At 46.5% G+C, this 15,668-nt stretch carries 15 protein-coding genes; 10 read left to right on the forward strand and 5 right to left on the reverse strand.

The annotated features are described in order from the left end of the window. Nucleotides 1-216 precede the first annotated feature (216 nt). The 4 genes from psbB (at nucleotide 217) to nrdR (ending at nucleotide 2,760) form a co-directional block, all read left to right on the forward strand. A complete protein-coding gene (psbB, locus tag HFV01_RS25505; RefSeq protein WP_006668669.1) occupies nucleotides 217-1,746 on the forward strand; it encodes a photosystem II chlorophyll-binding protein CP47 in 1,530 nt (509 codons plus the stop codon). Nucleotides 1,747-1,763: 17 nt separating this feature from the next. Continuing rightward, nucleotides 1,764-2,027 (forward strand): hypothetical protein, encoded by a 264-nt coding sequence (locus HFV01_RS25510; protein WP_006622051.1) that lies wholly within the window; start codon nucleotides 1,764-1,766, stop codon nucleotides 2,025-2,027. Beyond that, nucleotides 2,003-2,098, forward strand: coding sequence for a photosystem II reaction center protein T (locus HFV01_RS25515; protein WP_006619121.1), 96 nt, complete (start codon nucleotides 2,003-2,005; stop codon nucleotides 2,096-2,098). The genes HFV01_RS25510 and HFV01_RS25515 overlap by 25 nt, the downstream gene beginning before the upstream one ends. A gap of 131 nt (nucleotides 2,099-2,229) precedes the next feature. Next, complete coding sequence (gene nrdR / locus HFV01_RS25520) at nucleotides 2,230-2,760, forward strand: transcriptional regulator NrdR (protein WP_006668667.1); 531 nt, start codon at nucleotides 2,230-2,232, stop codon at nucleotides 2,758-2,760. 352 nt (nucleotides 2,761-3,112) lie between these two features. Here the strand turns inward: nrdR and HFV01_RS31310 are convergent, their stop codons facing one another. Further along, entirely contained in the window at nucleotides 3,113-3,319 is a 207-nt protein-coding gene (locus tag HFV01_RS31310) for a hypothetical protein (protein WP_039932516.1), read from the reverse strand. Here HFV01_RS31310 and HFV01_RS31315 point away from each other — a divergent pair. Both HFV01_RS31315 and murI read left to right on the forward strand, forming a co-directional pair. Continuing rightward, nucleotides 3,278-3,406, forward strand: coding sequence for a hypothetical protein (locus tag HFV01_RS31315; protein ID WP_006622053.1), 129 nt, complete (start codon nucleotides 3,278-3,280; stop codon nucleotides 3,404-3,406). The two genes, HFV01_RS31310 and HFV01_RS31315, sit on opposite strands and share 42 nt — an antisense overlap. Before the next feature lie 59 nt (nucleotides 3,407-3,465). Further along, nucleotides 3,466-4,320, forward strand: coding sequence for a glutamate racemase (gene murI / locus HFV01_RS25525; RefSeq protein WP_006622054.1), 855 nt, complete (start codon nucleotides 3,466-3,468; stop codon nucleotides 4,318-4,320). Nucleotides 4,321-4,408: 88 nt separating this feature from the next. Here murI and fabF read toward each other — a convergent pair whose 3' ends face one another. Further along, complete coding sequence (fabF, locus tag HFV01_RS25530) at nucleotides 4,409-5,665, reverse strand: beta-ketoacyl-ACP synthase II (protein WP_006622056.1); 1,257 nt, start codon at nucleotides 5,663-5,665, stop codon at nucleotides 4,409-4,411. A 54-nt stretch (nucleotides 5,666-5,719) separates the two neighbouring features. Next, the gene (gene acpP, locus HFV01_RS25535) at nucleotides 5,720-5,968 is read right to left on the reverse strand and encodes an acyl carrier protein (RefSeq protein WP_193520500.1); all 249 of its coding nucleotides are present in this window, start codon (nucleotides 5,966-5,968) and stop codon (nucleotides 5,720-5,722) included. A 210-nt stretch (nucleotides 5,969-6,178) separates the two neighbouring features. On the opposite strand from acpP, the gene HFV01_RS25540 reads away from it, so the two are divergent. The 4 genes from HFV01_RS25540 to glmS all read left to right on the forward strand — a co-directional run bounded on the left by HFV01_RS25540 (nucleotide 6,179) and on the right by glmS (nucleotide 11,458). Then, a complete protein-coding gene (locus HFV01_RS25540; RefSeq protein ID WP_006668666.1) occupies nucleotides 6,179-7,090 on the forward strand; it encodes a CoB--CoM heterodisulfide reductase iron-sulfur subunit B family protein in 912 nt (303 codons plus the stop codon). 268 nt (nucleotides 7,091-7,358) lie between these two features. Beyond that, on the forward strand, nucleotides 7,359-7,604 hold the full coding sequence (psaC, locus tag HFV01_RS25545; RefSeq protein WP_006616272.1) for a photosystem I iron-sulfur center protein PsaC: 246 nt from the start codon (nucleotides 7,359-7,361) through the stop codon (nucleotides 7,602-7,604). Nucleotides 7,605-8,130: 526 nt separating this feature from the next. After that, entirely contained in the window at nucleotides 8,131-8,694 is a 564-nt protein-coding gene (locus tag HFV01_RS25550) for an REP-associated tyrosine transposase (protein ID WP_006622061.1), read from the forward strand. 832 nt (nucleotides 8,695-9,526) lie between these two features. Beyond that, complete coding sequence (glmS, locus tag HFV01_RS25555) at nucleotides 9,527-11,458, forward strand: glutamine--fructose-6-phosphate transaminase (isomerizing) (protein WP_006622064.1); 1,932 nt, start codon at nucleotides 9,527-9,529, stop codon at nucleotides 11,456-11,458. Between the two features lie 22 nt (nucleotides 11,459-11,480). Here the strand turns inward: glmS and HFV01_RS25560 are convergent, their stop codons facing one another. Continuing rightward, nucleotides 11,481-12,203: a DUF433 domain-containing protein gene (locus HFV01_RS25560; RefSeq protein ID WP_006622065.1), complete on the reverse strand. Its 723-nt coding sequence runs from the start codon at nucleotides 12,201-12,203 to the stop codon at nucleotides 11,481-11,483. A 107-nt stretch (nucleotides 12,204-12,310) separates the two neighbouring features. Further along, the gene (locus HFV01_RS25565) at nucleotides 12,311-15,586 is read right to left on the reverse strand and encodes an EAL domain-containing protein (protein WP_193520501.1); all 3,276 of its coding nucleotides are present in this window, start codon (nucleotides 15,584-15,586) and stop codon (nucleotides 12,311-12,313) included. Nucleotides 15,587-15,668 lie beyond the last annotated feature (82 nt).

Raw genomic sequence — 15,668 nt, forward strand, 5'->3', positions numbered from 1 at the left:
CAAAAAACAGGCAAACTAACGAAGAATCTCATGGCTCATGGGAGGATATCGGAAGCCGCCTATAGAGGGCAGAGTTTTTGTCTGACCCGACCGTAATACCGGATACTGGATTGATGCTAGTGAAGGCTATGGCGGTTCAAATAGCGGGCTTGGTTTGTAATCTCTCATTTAAACGTCTGTAATTCACATTCATTGATTCTAGGAGGAGCGTAGTCAATGGGACTACCCTGGTACCGCGTACATACAGTAGTTCTGAACGATCCAGGACGGCTGATTTCTGTACACCTAATGCACACTGCTCTTGTCGCAGGTTGGGCGGGCTCTATGGCCCTGTACGAATTGGCAGTTTTTGACCCATCAGACCCAGTTCTAAATCCCATGTGGCGTCAAGGTATGTTTGTCATGCCTTTTATGGCTCGTTTGGGTGTAACTCAATCCTGGGGTGGCTGGAGTGTAACTGGAGAAGTAGCCGATAACCCCGGCCTTTGGTCTTTTGAAGGGGTAGCCGCTACCCATATCATCCTGTCAGGTCTATTATTCCTGGCAGCAGTTTGGCACTGGGTTTACTGGGACCTGGAACTGTTTACCGATCCTCGGACTGGTGAACCAGCCCTAGACCTGCCCAAAATGTTCGGAATTCATTTATTCCTATCTGGTTTACTTTGCTTTGGCTTCGGAGCCTTCCACCTGACCGGACTATTCGGGCCGGGAATGTGGGTTTCTGACCCTTATGGATTGACGGGGAGTATACAACCTGTCGCGCCTTCCTGGGGACCTGAAGGATTTAACCCCTTCAATGCTGGCGGTATTGCGGCTCACCATATTGCGGCGGGAATTGTTGGCATTATTGCTGGACTATTCCACCTGTCCGTCAGACCACCTCAGCGCCTCTACAAAGCCCTGCGTATGGGAAATATCGAAACTGTACTATCTAGCAGTATTGCAGCGGTATTCTTTGCGGCTTTTGTGGTAGCTGGAACTATGTGGTATGGTTCGGCTGCTACCCCGATTGAACTGTTTGGACCTACCCGCTATCAGTGGGATCAGGGATACTTCCAACAGGAAATTCAGCGCCGGGTACAAGCAAGCATTGCTCAGGGCGACAGCCCCTCAGAAGCATGGTCTAAGATTCCTGAAAAACTGGCATTTTATGACTATGTTGGTAACAGTCCCGCCAAAGGTGGCTTGTTCCGCGTTGGTCCGATGAACAAGGGCGATGGTATTGCTCAAGGTTGGTTCGGACATCCAGTATTTACTGATGCAGAAGGTCGCGAATTAACTGTTCGTCGTCTTCCTAACTTCTTTGAAACTTTCCCGGTCATTCTGACTGATGCTGATGGAGTGATTCGCGCTGACATTCCTTTCCGTCGCGCTGAGTCTCGCTACAGCTTTGAGCAAACTGGGGTGACTGTTTCCTTCTATGGTGGTGAACTGAATGGTAAAACCTTCACCGATCCCGCCTCTGTGAAGAAATATGCCCGTTTTGCTCAACAGGGCGAACCCTTTGCCTTTGACCGGGAAACTCTCGGCTCTGATGGGGTATTCCGCACCAGTACCCGTGGCTGGTTTACCTTCGGTCACGCTTGCTTTGCTTTGCTTTTCTTCTTTGGTCATATTTGGCACGGTTCCCGCACCATCTTCCGAGATGTATTTGCTGGGGTTGAAGCTGACCTGGAAGAACAAGTTGAGTGGGGTAACTTCCAGAAAGTTGGTGACCAAACAACTCGTGTTCAAAAGACTGTCTAATGGCAGTTGTTGAGTAGTTGTCAGGACAGGTTCATGGGTATATCAAGACTGGTGGCAGCCTTCCTCAATGGTTGGCGATCGCCTCTGGTGAAGATATCCGACCTGTCCTTTTTTTGGTGAAACTCCCGAAAAAATATCCAACCCCTCCCTATTCTCCTAGACTGGGGAAATTGGGGATTAAGTTAGGGCAGGTTTTTCAGAGTGGCATCAAGACTGATAGACTGGTAGTTAACCCGGGATATGAGGAAACATTGACATGGAAAGTGTTGCATACATATTAGTTTTGACGCTGGCTCTCGGCGTGTTGTTCTTTGCCATTGCCTTCCGGGAACCCCCCCGCATTGGTAAATAAGTCGCCAACAGCATTTGATTTTCTGATTCCAATTGGGTTGTAAGGGGTATGCTTCTTAGAACCCGATTGGATATGGCTTTCGTAAATCAATCAGCATCCATGGCAAAATCTGAGTTTAAAGGACGTATATTATGCAATGTCCCGTTTGCCAACATACCAGTACCCGTGTGTTAGAATCGCGATGGGCTGAATCACTGAAAAGCATCCGGCGACGGCGGGAATGTCTCAATTGTAAACACCGTTTTACCACTTATGAACGCATCGAGTTGGTTCCTTTAACGGTGATTAAGCGTGACGGACGGCGAGAATCTTTCGATGGTTCCAAATTGTTACGGGGTTTAGTTCGTGCCTGCGAAAAAACTGGCATCGCTTCTTCTGAACTAGAAACCATGATCGAAGACATAGAAGCAGAACTCCAACAGCGTGCCACCCGCGAGGTTTCCAGCCCAGAAATTAGTGAGCTTGTACTCGATCGCCTCAAACCCATAAGTGAAGTGGCTTATATTCGCTTCGCCTCAGTTTACCGGGAATTCCAGGGAATACAAGATTTTATAGCATCCCTGACTGATTGGGAACGGACACCCGCAGTCATTCCAGAAACTTCTGACCAACATCTACCCACTGAAAGCAACCACCCCACCCCTAGCCCAGTCATGAGGTAGGCTCCTCCCAGGTATACCGAAGGAGGGCCAGGCAGCTCATTGCTAAAGTCAGAGTTTGATGATGTCATCCGCTCAACTCTGGGGATAATCTTACCACAAATATGCTGAAGTCAGCACCCCCGGCTGAAGCACAGGGGCTTCGTGCCCCCCTTTCAGGTAGCTGACCAGCTATAGCCTTAACTGGCTACGTTCAGAGCAAGAGTTAAAGTTCCTACCCTGGAATGCGTGCTAGTTCCAGGCCCTAGAACCGAATCGTTAAACATCTCTAAGGGGTTAAGGACGTGCGATTTGTATAGTACCGACTCTGAACATTGGCGTTCGCGCAGCGTGCGCGTTAGCGCAAGCGCAAACATTACCCCGCAAGGGAGTCGGAGCCAACCATAGCTCCATGGAGGGGCAACCATACCCCTCCACCCCGCAAGGGGGTGCTGGCGGCGGTCAGCCGCTTGAGTCGGTTTTCCTCTCCGCGATCAATCACGGAGCTTCCAACCCTCCCAGGAGTTTTACGTGAACAACAATGGGGAGTATTTTTGTTGCTACCCTTGATGAGGATGATAATTTTGGCGACAGTGTTCGCCGTATTAGTCCCGATCATGTACTTTTGAGTGGAACAGATTTATCTGTTAAGGCAGGTCGGATGTCTTAGTTGTGCTCCACAACAGCACATCTAGCCTATCAAACATAATAACAAGTGCCAGGCAACCGATGACAAGGGATAAACGAGGACAGAAAATCGCCATTTTTGATAGTGGTGTGGGGGGTTTAACGGTTTTAAGGGAATTGTATCGGCAACTTCCCAATGAATCGATTTTGTATTTTGCGGATACGGCACGATTACCTTACGGGACACGATCGCCTGAAGAGATTGTGCAATTTGTCCGCGAAATTATTACTTGGGCAGTCGCTCAGGATGTTAAAATGGTGCTGATGGCTTGTAACACCAGTTCCGCCTTGGCTTTAGAAGTCGTTAGGTCTGAGTTTGATATACCAATTTTAGGCTTAATTTTACCCGGATCCAGGGCAGCTATCAGTCAGGGTGAGCGGATCGGGGTAATTGCGACCCCAGCGACGGCGGCGAGCAATGCCTATCGTCAGGCGATTCAAGAAATCAACCCGGCTGTGCAAGTTTGGCAGGTTGGTTGTCCGGCTTTTGTTCCGCTGATTGAACAAAATCGCATCCATGACCCTTGTACATTAGAGGTGGCGCGAGAATATCTAGCCCCTTTAATACAGCAGCGTATTGATACCCTAATCTATGGTTGCACCCACTATCCCCACTTAGCTCCGGTGTTGCGATCGCTATTACCAGCTTCGGTAAAATTAGTTGATCCAGCAGTGCATTTAGTCGAAGCAGTCGTCCAGGAGTTAGAATTACTGGGATTACGCCATAGCGACCTACCGCGACCGACCCGTTTTTGTGTAAGTGGCTGCGCGGAGCAGTTTGCTAATCTGTCGGTACAATGGCTAGGATATACACCTGCGGTCGAGTCGATTACCTTACCAACCCTTACCTCTGCGGGGGTGGAAACAGCCATTTCTGTGGGGGATGGGATAATTTAGTTGAGAAACCCGGTGGCTCAGACAAATCTGGTGGTGACCAGAAAATTGACTGAGAGAAACCGGGTTTCTTTGGGGGTTGTAGCCTGTTCTAACTGTCCTTAAACTTGCGGAATGCTAAGGTGATGTTATGACCCCCAAAACCGAAGGAGTTAGATAAAGCCACCTCGACAGTTTGGCTGCGGCTGTGGTTAGGAACATAATCTAAATCACATTCAGGATCGGGATTTTCCAGGTTAATGGTGGGGGGAATTTGGTCATAGGCGATCGCCAATACCGCCGCCACTGCTTCAATACCCCCAGAACCTCCTAACAGGTGTCCCGTCATAGATTTAGTGGAACTCACCGCCACTTTATGGGCGTGTTCACCCAGAGCCGTTTTAATGGCTGCTGTTTCCGTCGGATCATTAGCGGGGGTGCTGGTTCCATGAGCGTTAATATAGCTAATTTGGTCAGGAGTTAATCCCCCATCTTTCATCGCCAAAGCGATCGCCTTAGCCGCGCCGATACCACCCGGAACCGGGGAAGTCATATGATAAGCGTCGCAAGTCATACCATAGCCGACAATTTCGCCATAAATGCGAGCGCCGCGACTCAGGGCATATTCCAGCTCTTCCAAAACCAGTATTCCGGTACCTTCACCCATAACAAAACCATCTCGTCCCACATCAAAAGGACGACAGGCATGGAGAGGGTCATCATTGCGAGTAGACAAGGCTCGTGCTGCCGCAAACCCCGCCACCGACAGGGGAGTGACAGCCGCTTCTGTACCGCCACAGATCATCGCCTGAGCGTATCCTCGTTGAATTAGTCTAAAAGCATCTCCCACCGCATTAGACCCGGCTGCACAGGCTGTTACCGGGCAGCTATTAGGTCCTTTAGCTCCCGTATGTATAGCAGTGAGTCCAGCCGCCATGTTAGCGATCATCATGGGAATCATAAACGGGCTGCATCGGTCTGGGCCACGAGTTAAATAAACTTCCTGCTGATCCTCGAGAACTTTGAGTCCCCCAATGCCTGTACCAATCATGATTCCCACCTGGTCTGCATTCAGGTCATCAATTACTAATTCCGCATCAGCGATCGCCTGTTTACTCGCCGCCACTGCAAATTGAGCAAACCGATCCATGCGTTTGGCTTCTTTGCGCGAAATGTAGTCACAGGGATCAAATCCCTTCACCTCTCCAGCAATGCGACAATCATGGCGTGAAGCATCGAATAAAGTGATAGGGCCGATTCCATTACGCCCAGTTAACAACCCCTCCCAATACTCAGTAATCGTATTACCTATGGGAGTAATTGCCCCGAGACCTGTAACAACAACGCGCTTGCGGTTCATATCAGTCATGACTTTTCTATCAGAAGTTAACCACCCAGAATGCAGAACACAGGCAAATCCTCCCTAGGCGGAGGCTGTTACCTTAGCATCAATAAAACTCACCGCGCCTTGGACTGTGGTAATTTTTTCGGCTGCTTCGTCAGGGATCTCGATATCGAATTCCTCTTCCAATGCCATAACCAGTTCTACTGTATCTAACGAGTCTGCGCCCAAGTCATTGACAAAATTCGCTTCTGGTGTTACCTGTGCCGGATCAACTTCTAGTTGCTCGGCGACAATTTTCTTAACTGTTTCAAATGTATCTGAACTCATGGAATTTTTCCTCTATAGGATGCCGCGTATTCCATATTATCGGAAAGCGTAATCCCCGCGATCATCATTTTCTACTTTTCTGGTAGATTCTGCTCCTGGGGCGGAGGCAACCTTTATGGTTTCTTTAGGTCTGCGATCGCTCCCTAGGGTAGATGATATATTAACAATGGGTGCTTCCCCCCCCCACAGTCAATTCATAAAAATATTGCTATGTCATCTTCTGTCAAACTCAGATATGCCTATTTTCCCGGTTGTGTCGCTCAAGGTGCTTGTCGGGAACTTTATCAGTCAACCCAAGTGCTGACCGAAACTCTGGGAATTGAGTTAGTCGAGTTAAAAAAAGCCTCCTGTTGCGGTTCGGGTACTTTTAAAGAAGATTCTCAACTCCTCGAAGATACTGTCAACGCCCGAAATCTTGCCCTAGCCGAGGAGTTGAACTTACCCCTACTCACTCACTGTAGCACCTGTCAGGGCGTGATTGGTCGGGTTGATGAACGCCTGAAAGACTATCAGAATAGTGATCCGGCTTATCTGGAAAAGGTTAACCAACTTCTGCAAAAGGAAAGCTGCACCCCCTACAAGGGCGCAACCGAGGTTAAACACTTATTATGGGCTTTGGTGGCTGATTATGGTTTAGCGGAAATTGAGCGCCGGGTGACTAGGAAGTTATCCGGTTTGAAATGTGCGGCTTTCTATGGCTGCTATCTCCTGCGCGCCCAACATCAGTTAATCTATGATGACCCTCATCAACCCGAGTCTATGGAAAATGTGTTCCGGGCGCTGGGGGCTACACCCGTTTATTATCGGGGACGGACTCAGTGCTGCGGTTGGCCGATTTCTAGTTATGCTACCAATGAATCTTTCCAAATGGCGGGTAATCATATCGAAGAGGCGATCGCCGCTGGGGCTGATTGTATGGTCACCCCCTGTCCTCTGTGTCATCTTAACCTAGACTCCCGCCAACCAGAAATCTCGAAATTTCTGGGGCGATCGTTCAATTTACCCGTCCTTCACCTTCCCCAAATCATTGCGATCGCGCTAGGTATCAGCCCCCAAGCCCTCGGTTTAGACAACCACATTGTCTCCACCACCCCCGTATTAGAGAAGATCATGAACAATTGACAATTGAGAATTCTGCCTCCCCCTAACTAGGTGTGGGTGAGGGGTAGTTTTTCCCGTGTTAGGGAGAAATTCAGCAAGTTGGCAGTTCCCTGTTAGGTCCGCAAAATATTACAGAGTTTAAAGTTTTGTCGCCTTGTGTATCCTGAAAGGCAAACACTAAGCTAAAGTGATCGAAGATATACGATAATCCTGCTTTGAGCAAACCGTTTAATCTGCATGTGTATGTAGATACGGTCAAAACCTGATATCTTTGGGAGAACTTAATTCAATGTCTCATTCCGTCAAAATTTACGATACCTGTATTGGTTGCACCCAGTGCGTTCGTGCTTGTCCCCTGGATGTCCTAGAGATGGTTCCCTGGGACGGCTGTAAAGCTGGTCAGATTGCTTCCTCTCCCCGTACCGAAGACTGCATCGGTTGTAAGCGGTGTGAGACTGCTTGTCCTACTGACTTCCTCAGTGTTCGGGTTTACCTGGGTGCTGAAACCACCCGCAGTATGGGTCTGGCTTACTAAAGTGGATCTGATGGCAGTTACCCAAATCTTTTTAGGGTTAAACTGCCTCCGCACAGTTTCACGGATTTATTTGATGACTCACAGAGGGCTCTGTTCCCTCTTTTTTTTGTCTCCGTCCCCCTGTAGGTTGGGTGCAACCCAACAAAGGAGTAGGTTGGGTGAAGCTGTAGGTTGGGTGCAACCCAACAAAGGAGTAGGTTGGGTGAAGCTGTAGGTTGGGTGCAACCCAACAAAGGAGTAGGTTGGGTGAAGTTGTAGGTTGGGTGCAACCCAACAAAGGAGTAGGTTGGGTGAAGCGCAGCCGGGCCCAACAAAGCCCCTCTGTGTAGTAGAGTAGGTTAGGTGAAGGGCAGCGTAACCCAACAAATAGGGTTTGTATTTGTGTGGAAGGAGAGTCGAACCCAAGCCGTCAGTTACAGCTTGTTCACCAGTAGCTTAATACATTGCCCTCACCCTAAATCTGGATCCCAGAGAGGGAGAGGGACTTTGAGAGGTTATCAGATGATTTCTGAACAGGCTGTAACCCATGCACGCACCCACTAAAATTATGAAATATCGAAGAGCTAAAATAGAAGGTGGCACATACTTTTTCACTGTGGTAACAGACAGGAGACGAGAGTTTTTGTGCTTTCCCGAAAATATCTTATTATTAAGGCAGGCTGTCCGAGAAGTGATGGCGGAATATCCTTTCGATATAAATGCCTGCGTTATCTTACCGAACCATATACACTGCGTATGGACTTTACCAGAAGGCGATCGCGATTTTTCTAATCGGTGGCGTTTGGTGAAAAACTATTTTACCCAAAAATGCGATCGACAATATCACGGTCAAATTTCGGCATCTAAACAACAGAAACAGGAGAAAGCGATTTGGCAACGTCGTTTTTGGGAACATTGCATTGTGGATGAAACCGATTTTATTAATCATGTTGAATACATTCATTATAACCCGGTTAAGCATGGTTTAGTCAAAGCCCCAAAGGATTGGCAGTATTCAAGTTTTTTAAGGTATGTTCGTCAGGGTATTTACGATATTAATTGGGGTGCAGAAACGGAGATTGTATTTGATGCGAATGTGGGACGGGAATAAATTTTAATAAATTGGTATTATGTACCACACCCAACAGAGGGTAGGTTGTGTGCAACCCAACAGAGAGTAGGTTGTGTGCAACCTAACAGGGGTAGGTTGTGTGAACCCAACAGGGGTAGGTTGTGTGCAACCCAACAGGGGTAGGTTGTGTGCAACCCAACAGGAGTAGGTTGGGTGCAACCCAACAGAGGGTAGGTTGTGTGCAACCCAACAGGAGTAGGTTGGGTGCAACCCAACAGGAGTAGGTTGTGTGAACCCAACAGGAGTAGGTTGGGTGCAACCCAACAGGAGTAGGTTGGGTGCAACCCAACAGGAGTAGGTTGTGTGAACCCAACAGGAGTAGGTTGGGTGCAACCCAACATGGGTAGGTTGTGTGAACCCAACAGGAGTAGGTTGGGTGCAACCCAACAGAGGGTAGGTTGTGTGAACCCAACAGGAGTAGGTTGGGTGCAACCCAACAGAGGGTAGGTTGTGTGAACCCAACAGGAGTAGGTTGTGTGAACCCAACAGGAGTAGGTTGTGTGAACCCAACAGGAGTAGGTTGTGTGAACCCAACAGAGAGTAGTGCAACCCAACAGAGGGTAGGTTGGGTGCAACCCAACATGGGGTAGGTTGGGTGCAACCCAACAGAGGGTAGGTTGGGTGCAACCCAACAGAGAGTAGTGCAACCCAACATGGGGTAGGTTGGGTGCAACCCAACAGAGAGTAGGTTGGGTGCAACACGACATCGGGTAAAGTTGGGTTTCGCTGCGCTTCACCCAACCTACAACTACAATTATGGTATAATCGCGCAGAACCCCAATGATCTAAGTTTGAGGAGTTACCAATACTAATGTGTGGAATTGTTGGTTATATCGGCACTCAAATCGCTACAGACGTTCTCATGTCTGGGCTGGAAAAACTGGAGTATCGGGGTTATGACTCGGCTGGACTCGCTACGGTCTGGGAAGGTCAAATTAATTATCTTCGGGCTAAGGGTAAACTCTATAATCTACGCGATAAGTTAAGCCAGGTGGAAATGCCAGCCCAAATTGGTATTGGTCACACCCGCTGGGCTACCCATGGGAAACCAGAAGAATATAACGCTCACCCACAATTGGACCCCTATGGACGGGTGGCGGTGGTTCAAAATGGCATTATTGAAAATTATCGGGAACTGCGGGAAGAGTTGAAGGGAAAGGGATATGAGTTTAAATCTGATACCGATACGGAGGTAATTCCTCATCTGATTTCTGAGTTTTTATCACATCTATCTAAGCCGGAACCGGGTTCCCCTTCGGTTTTTTTTGAGGCGGTGCGTCTCGCGGTTAAGCGTTTGGATGGGGCTTTTGCGATCGCTGTTTTATGTGCAGACTATCCCAATGAGTTAATTGTTGCCCGCCAACAAGCACCCCTTTCTATTGGCTTAGGACAAGGGGAATTTTTCTGCGCTTCTGATACTCCCGCTTTAGTTCCCTATACCCAAGCTGTTGTCAGTTTAGATAACGGCGAAATGGCTCGGTTGACTCCTTTGGGGGTTGAGATTTACAGTTTTGACGGGGAACGTCTTAATAAAAAGCCCCGTATTCTCAACTGGAGTCCGACTCTGGTAGAAAAGCAAGTCTTTAAGCATTTTATGCTCAAAGAAATTCACGAACAACCAGGGGTCGTGCGAGACTGTCTCAATGCCTATATTCATGATGATTGGCAGGTTCCAGAAACTAGCAAAACTTCCAAATCTGCGACTGTTAATAAGAGTTTATCTCCGATTAATTTGAACCTCCCTAATGCTTTATGTGAGGGTGTGGAACAGGTGCAAATATTGGCTTGTGGTACCAGTTGGCACGCCAGTTTGGTGGGGAAATATCTATTAGAACAGTTGGCGGATTTACCAACAACAGTTCAATATGCTTCGGAGGCTCGTTATTCCCCGATTCCACTGCGACCTAATACGATGACTATTGGGGTTACTCAGTCGGGAGAAACTGCTGATACTTTGGCGGCGTTGGCTATGGAACAGCAACGCAGAATTAATGCTGGGGCGGCGTTTGCTCCCCGTTTATTAGGGATTACTAATCGCCCGGAAAGTTCTTTGGGGCAAATGGTTCCACATTTGATTGATACTAGGGCGGGTATTGAAATTGGGGTGGCGGCTACTAAGACTTTTTTGGCTCAATTGATAGCCTTTTATTTGTTGGCTTTGGATTTGGCTTGGCGACGGCAGACTATATCGGTATCTCGCCTTGAGGAAATTATTAAGGGTTTGCGACAAATTCCTTCTCAAATTGAGTTGATTCTGAGCAGTCATGAACAGGATATTGGGGAACTTTCCCATGATTTTAGTGATACTCAGGATTTTATTTTCTTGGGTCGGGGAATTAATTTTCCCATCGCTTTGGAGGGTGCTTTAAAACTCAAGGAAATTAGCTACATTCACGCGGAAGGATATCCGGCGGGAGAGATGAAACACGGTCCGATCGCCCTGTTGGATGATAAGGTTCCGGTAGTGGCGATCGCAATGCCTGGTATGGTTTATGAAAAGGTGATTTCTAATGCTCAGGAAGCTAAAGCGAGGGATGCTAGATTAATTGGAGTGACACCCAAAACCAGCGGCGAGTCAGCCGAGATTTTTGATGATTTATTATCAGTCCCGGAAGTGGATGAGTTATTATCACCCATTCTCACAGTTATTCCCCTGCAATTGTTAGCTTACCACATAGCGGCACGACGGGGCTTAGATGTAGACCAACCTCGCAACCTCGCTAAGTCGGTGACAGTGGAATAATAGATAACGATTTATGGTAAAATTAACCGATAGCAGCCTGTGAGTTAGATTCAAATAAAATGGCTTGTTGAATTTGCCAGGGTTGGCAGTTATAATCATCAGCAATATCCTCGATAGAGTCCCCGGCATCAAACAGTTGAGTGACAATTTTGGTGGGAATGCCTGTTCCGGTGATGGTAGGTTTACCAAAGGAAATATTAGGATCTATGATTAAGACTTTATCCCGGAAGTTGTGGCTATGATCGTTGATGATAGGGAAGAGTCTGGAGGCGATGTCTTGTTCATCCCATTCTATGCGAGTTAACAGATTATTTAAGACCTGTTTCATGGCTAATTGTCCTGAACGGGAGGCATTAATTAGCCGTTCAAATTGTTCGATAAAAATGTCAACCCCATCGGTGCTAAATTGTTTTTGAACAAGGGGATGTTCTGTTTTAAATTGTTCGCTTATGTAGTCGAGGGCGAGTCTAACTTGACGAAGGGGGACGTTATGAACGGTGCGAATGACTCTGAGGACGTGAGCTTCAACTAGGTTGGTAAAGGAGAGTTGGGGAATATTCGGTTGAGGGCGTTGGATGAGGGGTAAGAAGTCTTGATCTCCTTTTTGGGTGGGGTAGCTGCGTCCATTTACCCATGTTTTGAGGGTAGGTAGGGGGATATGAAGATAGCGGGCAGTATCGGCTATCGTGTAAATAGGAACATGATAGAGATTTTGTTGAGTTAGCAGGGATGATGTTTTAACCATCGGTTGTGGGTATATTGCGGATTAGCAAAAATAGTAGGCTTGGTTAGAATCACGATATTTTGAGATTATAGCGAATAGGTGAGGTAGGGGAGTGTAACCGGTTGGGGTTAACTTTTCTGTTGCAGATAAGCCCTAAATTGGGCGGGTGGTAGAGGTTTACTAAATAGATATCCCTGACCGTAATCACATCCTTGATTACAGAGAAAGTCGAGTTGGGCGGTGGTTTCAATGCCTTCTGCTACCACGACTAAGCCTAACCCATGAGCCATAGTAATCATGGTTTTGACTAGAGCGATCGCATCTTGATCATCGGGAAGATCCGAAATAAATGATTTATCAATTTTCAAGACACTAAAAGGAAATCGCTTTAGATAACTAAGGGAGGAATAACCTGTGCCAAAATCATCGATCGCCAAACGGATTTTGAGGTGATTCAGTTGTTTAATTAAACTTTGCACTCCCGGAACTTCTTCCACCAGGGAACGTTCGGTTATTTCTAACTCTAAGCAATCACTACTCAGACCATTATTAGCGATCGCCTCTATAATCACATTAACCAGGTTAGGGGTCCGTAACTGACGGGGAGACATATTCACCGCCACCCATAACCCATTGTTTCCCTGTTGATGCCAATTAGCCACCTCTTGACAGGCTTGTGATAAAATCCACTCTCCCAAATCTACAATTAACCGACTTTCTTCAGCAATAGCAATAAACTGGTCAGGTCTAATATTTCCTAGTTCGGGATTATACCAACGCATCAAAGCCTCAGCCCCAACAATTTGAGAGGTATTCAGATGAATAAAAGGCTGATACACCACAGATAGTTCATTTCTGCTTATGGCATGACGAAGCTGATTTTCAATGATAATCCGACTTTGAGCCTCATCATTCATATTTTGAGTAAAAAATGCGAAAACATTACGGCCTTCCTGCTTCGCTGCATACATAGCCGTATCTGCATTTCTCACCAATGTACTGACATTCTTGCCATCTTGGGGATAACTAGCAATACCAATACTGGCTGATATAAATGCTTCTTCACCGCACAGATTAAAGGGTTCACCCAATACATCTAAGACCTGATTAGCAATATATTCAGCCTGTACTAAGTCATCTAACTTGGGGATAATCAATAAAAACTCATCACCACCAAGTCGCCCTACTGTATCAGTTTTGCGGATACATCCTCTTAATCTCATCCCGGCTTCTTTTAACAAAAAATCTCCTAATTCATGACCTAGGGTATCGTTAATATTTTTAAAGTGGTCTAGGTCAATAAACATCACCGCGACGTTACTATGATGAACTTGAGCCTCGGTAATTGCTTGTCGTAGTCTATCAAAAATTAAAGTTCGGTTCGGTAGGTCGGTCAGAGCGTCATAGTTGGCTTGATGGGCTAAAATTTCCTCGTTATGTTTCTGTTGAGTAATATCTTCTTTAACTGCGATAAAGTGGGTAATATAACCTTCTTCATCTCGCATCGGACATATAGAAGCGTGTTCCCAGAAGAGTTCTCCGTTTTTTTTCTTATTGTGAAACTCCCCAGACCACTGTTTCCCTGATGTAATCTGTCTCCATAACACATCATATTCCGGTTCTGTGGTGTAGCCAGATTTCAGGATGCGAGGATTTTGACCGATTACCTCTCCTGCTTTATATCCGGTGATTTCTTCAAATTTCGGGTTCACATACTGAATATCTCCCTCGGAGTCGGTAATCACAATAGAGACCGGACTTTGATCGCAAGCGCGGGAAAACATTTTCAGCTGATCTTCGGTTTTTTTGAAGTCGGTAATATCTGTTAAGGATGCTAGATAGGCTGTTTCCTGTTCCCAAGAAATTTCTACTACTCGCATACGGACGATTTTTAGCTGTCCATCCTGTCTCAAAATTTCTAATTCGGTTGATTCTTTGGTGACTAGGGGAATACCTATCAGTTCCCCTTCCAGTTGGCTGGCTGGGCGACCGAATAAAGCCTCGGCGGCGGGGTTAATGAATAGGGCGCGTCCTTCACGGTTGACTACTACTAAACCGTTGGTACTGGTGCTGATAATGGTTCTCAGACGTGCTTCGCTTTCCCTTAACGCGGCTTCGGCTGTGATGGAAGAGTTAATGATTTCCTGATTCTCGATCGCTTTTATGGTGCTGATTATATGGGTGACTTGACCATGGCGATCGCTTACTGGGGTCGATTCTTGGCTGACCCAGTGAACAGAACTATCCGGTTGTATAATTCGATAGTTCAGGCTGTAATTTTGTTTCATAAATAACGATGTCGTATAGTTTTGCACCCAACCATATAGATCCTCGACATGGATCTGATTCAACAATTGCTCAAAATTTATGGATGTCGGCTGGGGAGTTAATCCTAAAATATGATATAATTGCTCTGATACAATCATTTCTCCGGTGTTCATATTTAAACACCAACTCCCCGTTTTGGTCAGGGCTTGCACTTGGGCTAGGTGCTGCTGTAGCTGCTGGTGTTGCGATTTCAGCTTGGAATCGGTGATATCTTCACAGATGGCGATCGCTCTGAAATCCGACCCATCTTGACTATCAATTGGGTAGAGTCTCAGGCAAAACCATTCGGTTATATTATCTTTTGTAATCGGAATTTCTGCGACTATTTCTGAGATATTAGTGTCGGCAATTTGGGGCGATCGCTCTCTTAGCCAGGTTTCAAGTTCCGGGGGAATTTGAGAATTGACCACTAAGGTTTCATGGGCTTTCCTATTCGCGAAAATAATTTTATGTTCTTGATTAACTATGAATATGGGGAGATTAATGGCATTTAAAATCATCTCCATTGGGCTGGCTTTAATATGATTAATACTATCATCGATATGCTCATCAAGATATTGGTCAATAATCGTCTGATATTGACGCTGTTTTTCTTCCGCAAAAAATTGCCTCTCAATAGCCGTAAAGAAATCCCCGACTACTTGGGAGAATAGGTGTTCCTGTTCACTGCTAAATTCTCCTAACTTAATCAGATTTAAATAGCATTGTCTATATTGTTGGAGAGTTTCCACCATTTCCGCAGCGGAGATATCGGTCTGGGTTTCCGCCGAAATAGCGATCGCACTTATTCCCCCCAGCGTCTGTAAATGTTCCTCCATGTCAGAAACTAGATATCCTGGGGTGAGATCTGCAGTCATCTCAATTAATAGCAGGGAAATGCGGGAAGTTAAACCCTGCACTGACCGTAAGTGAGTTATAATGGAAGGTTGGGTAGTCTGACCGAAACACTGTAGTAACTGCATTACCATCCATTCTTGATGGTTAACAATCAGTTGGTGTAGGGGTTCTACTAAACTCACCCCCAATGGTAGTGAAGCGATCGCATAACGTCTAGGCTGCGGAATTGATATTTTCATAACTTCATAATTATAGCTAATTTTATGTCATCTTCAATCCTGCATAAAATCGACAATTTATCATTATGATATACCTCCCGAT

This window comes from Limnospira fusiformis SAG 85.79, from assembly GCF_012516315.1.
Classification (GTDB): Bacteria; Cyanobacteriota; Cyanobacteriia; order Cyanobacteriales; family Microcoleaceae; genus Limnospira; species Limnospira fusiformis.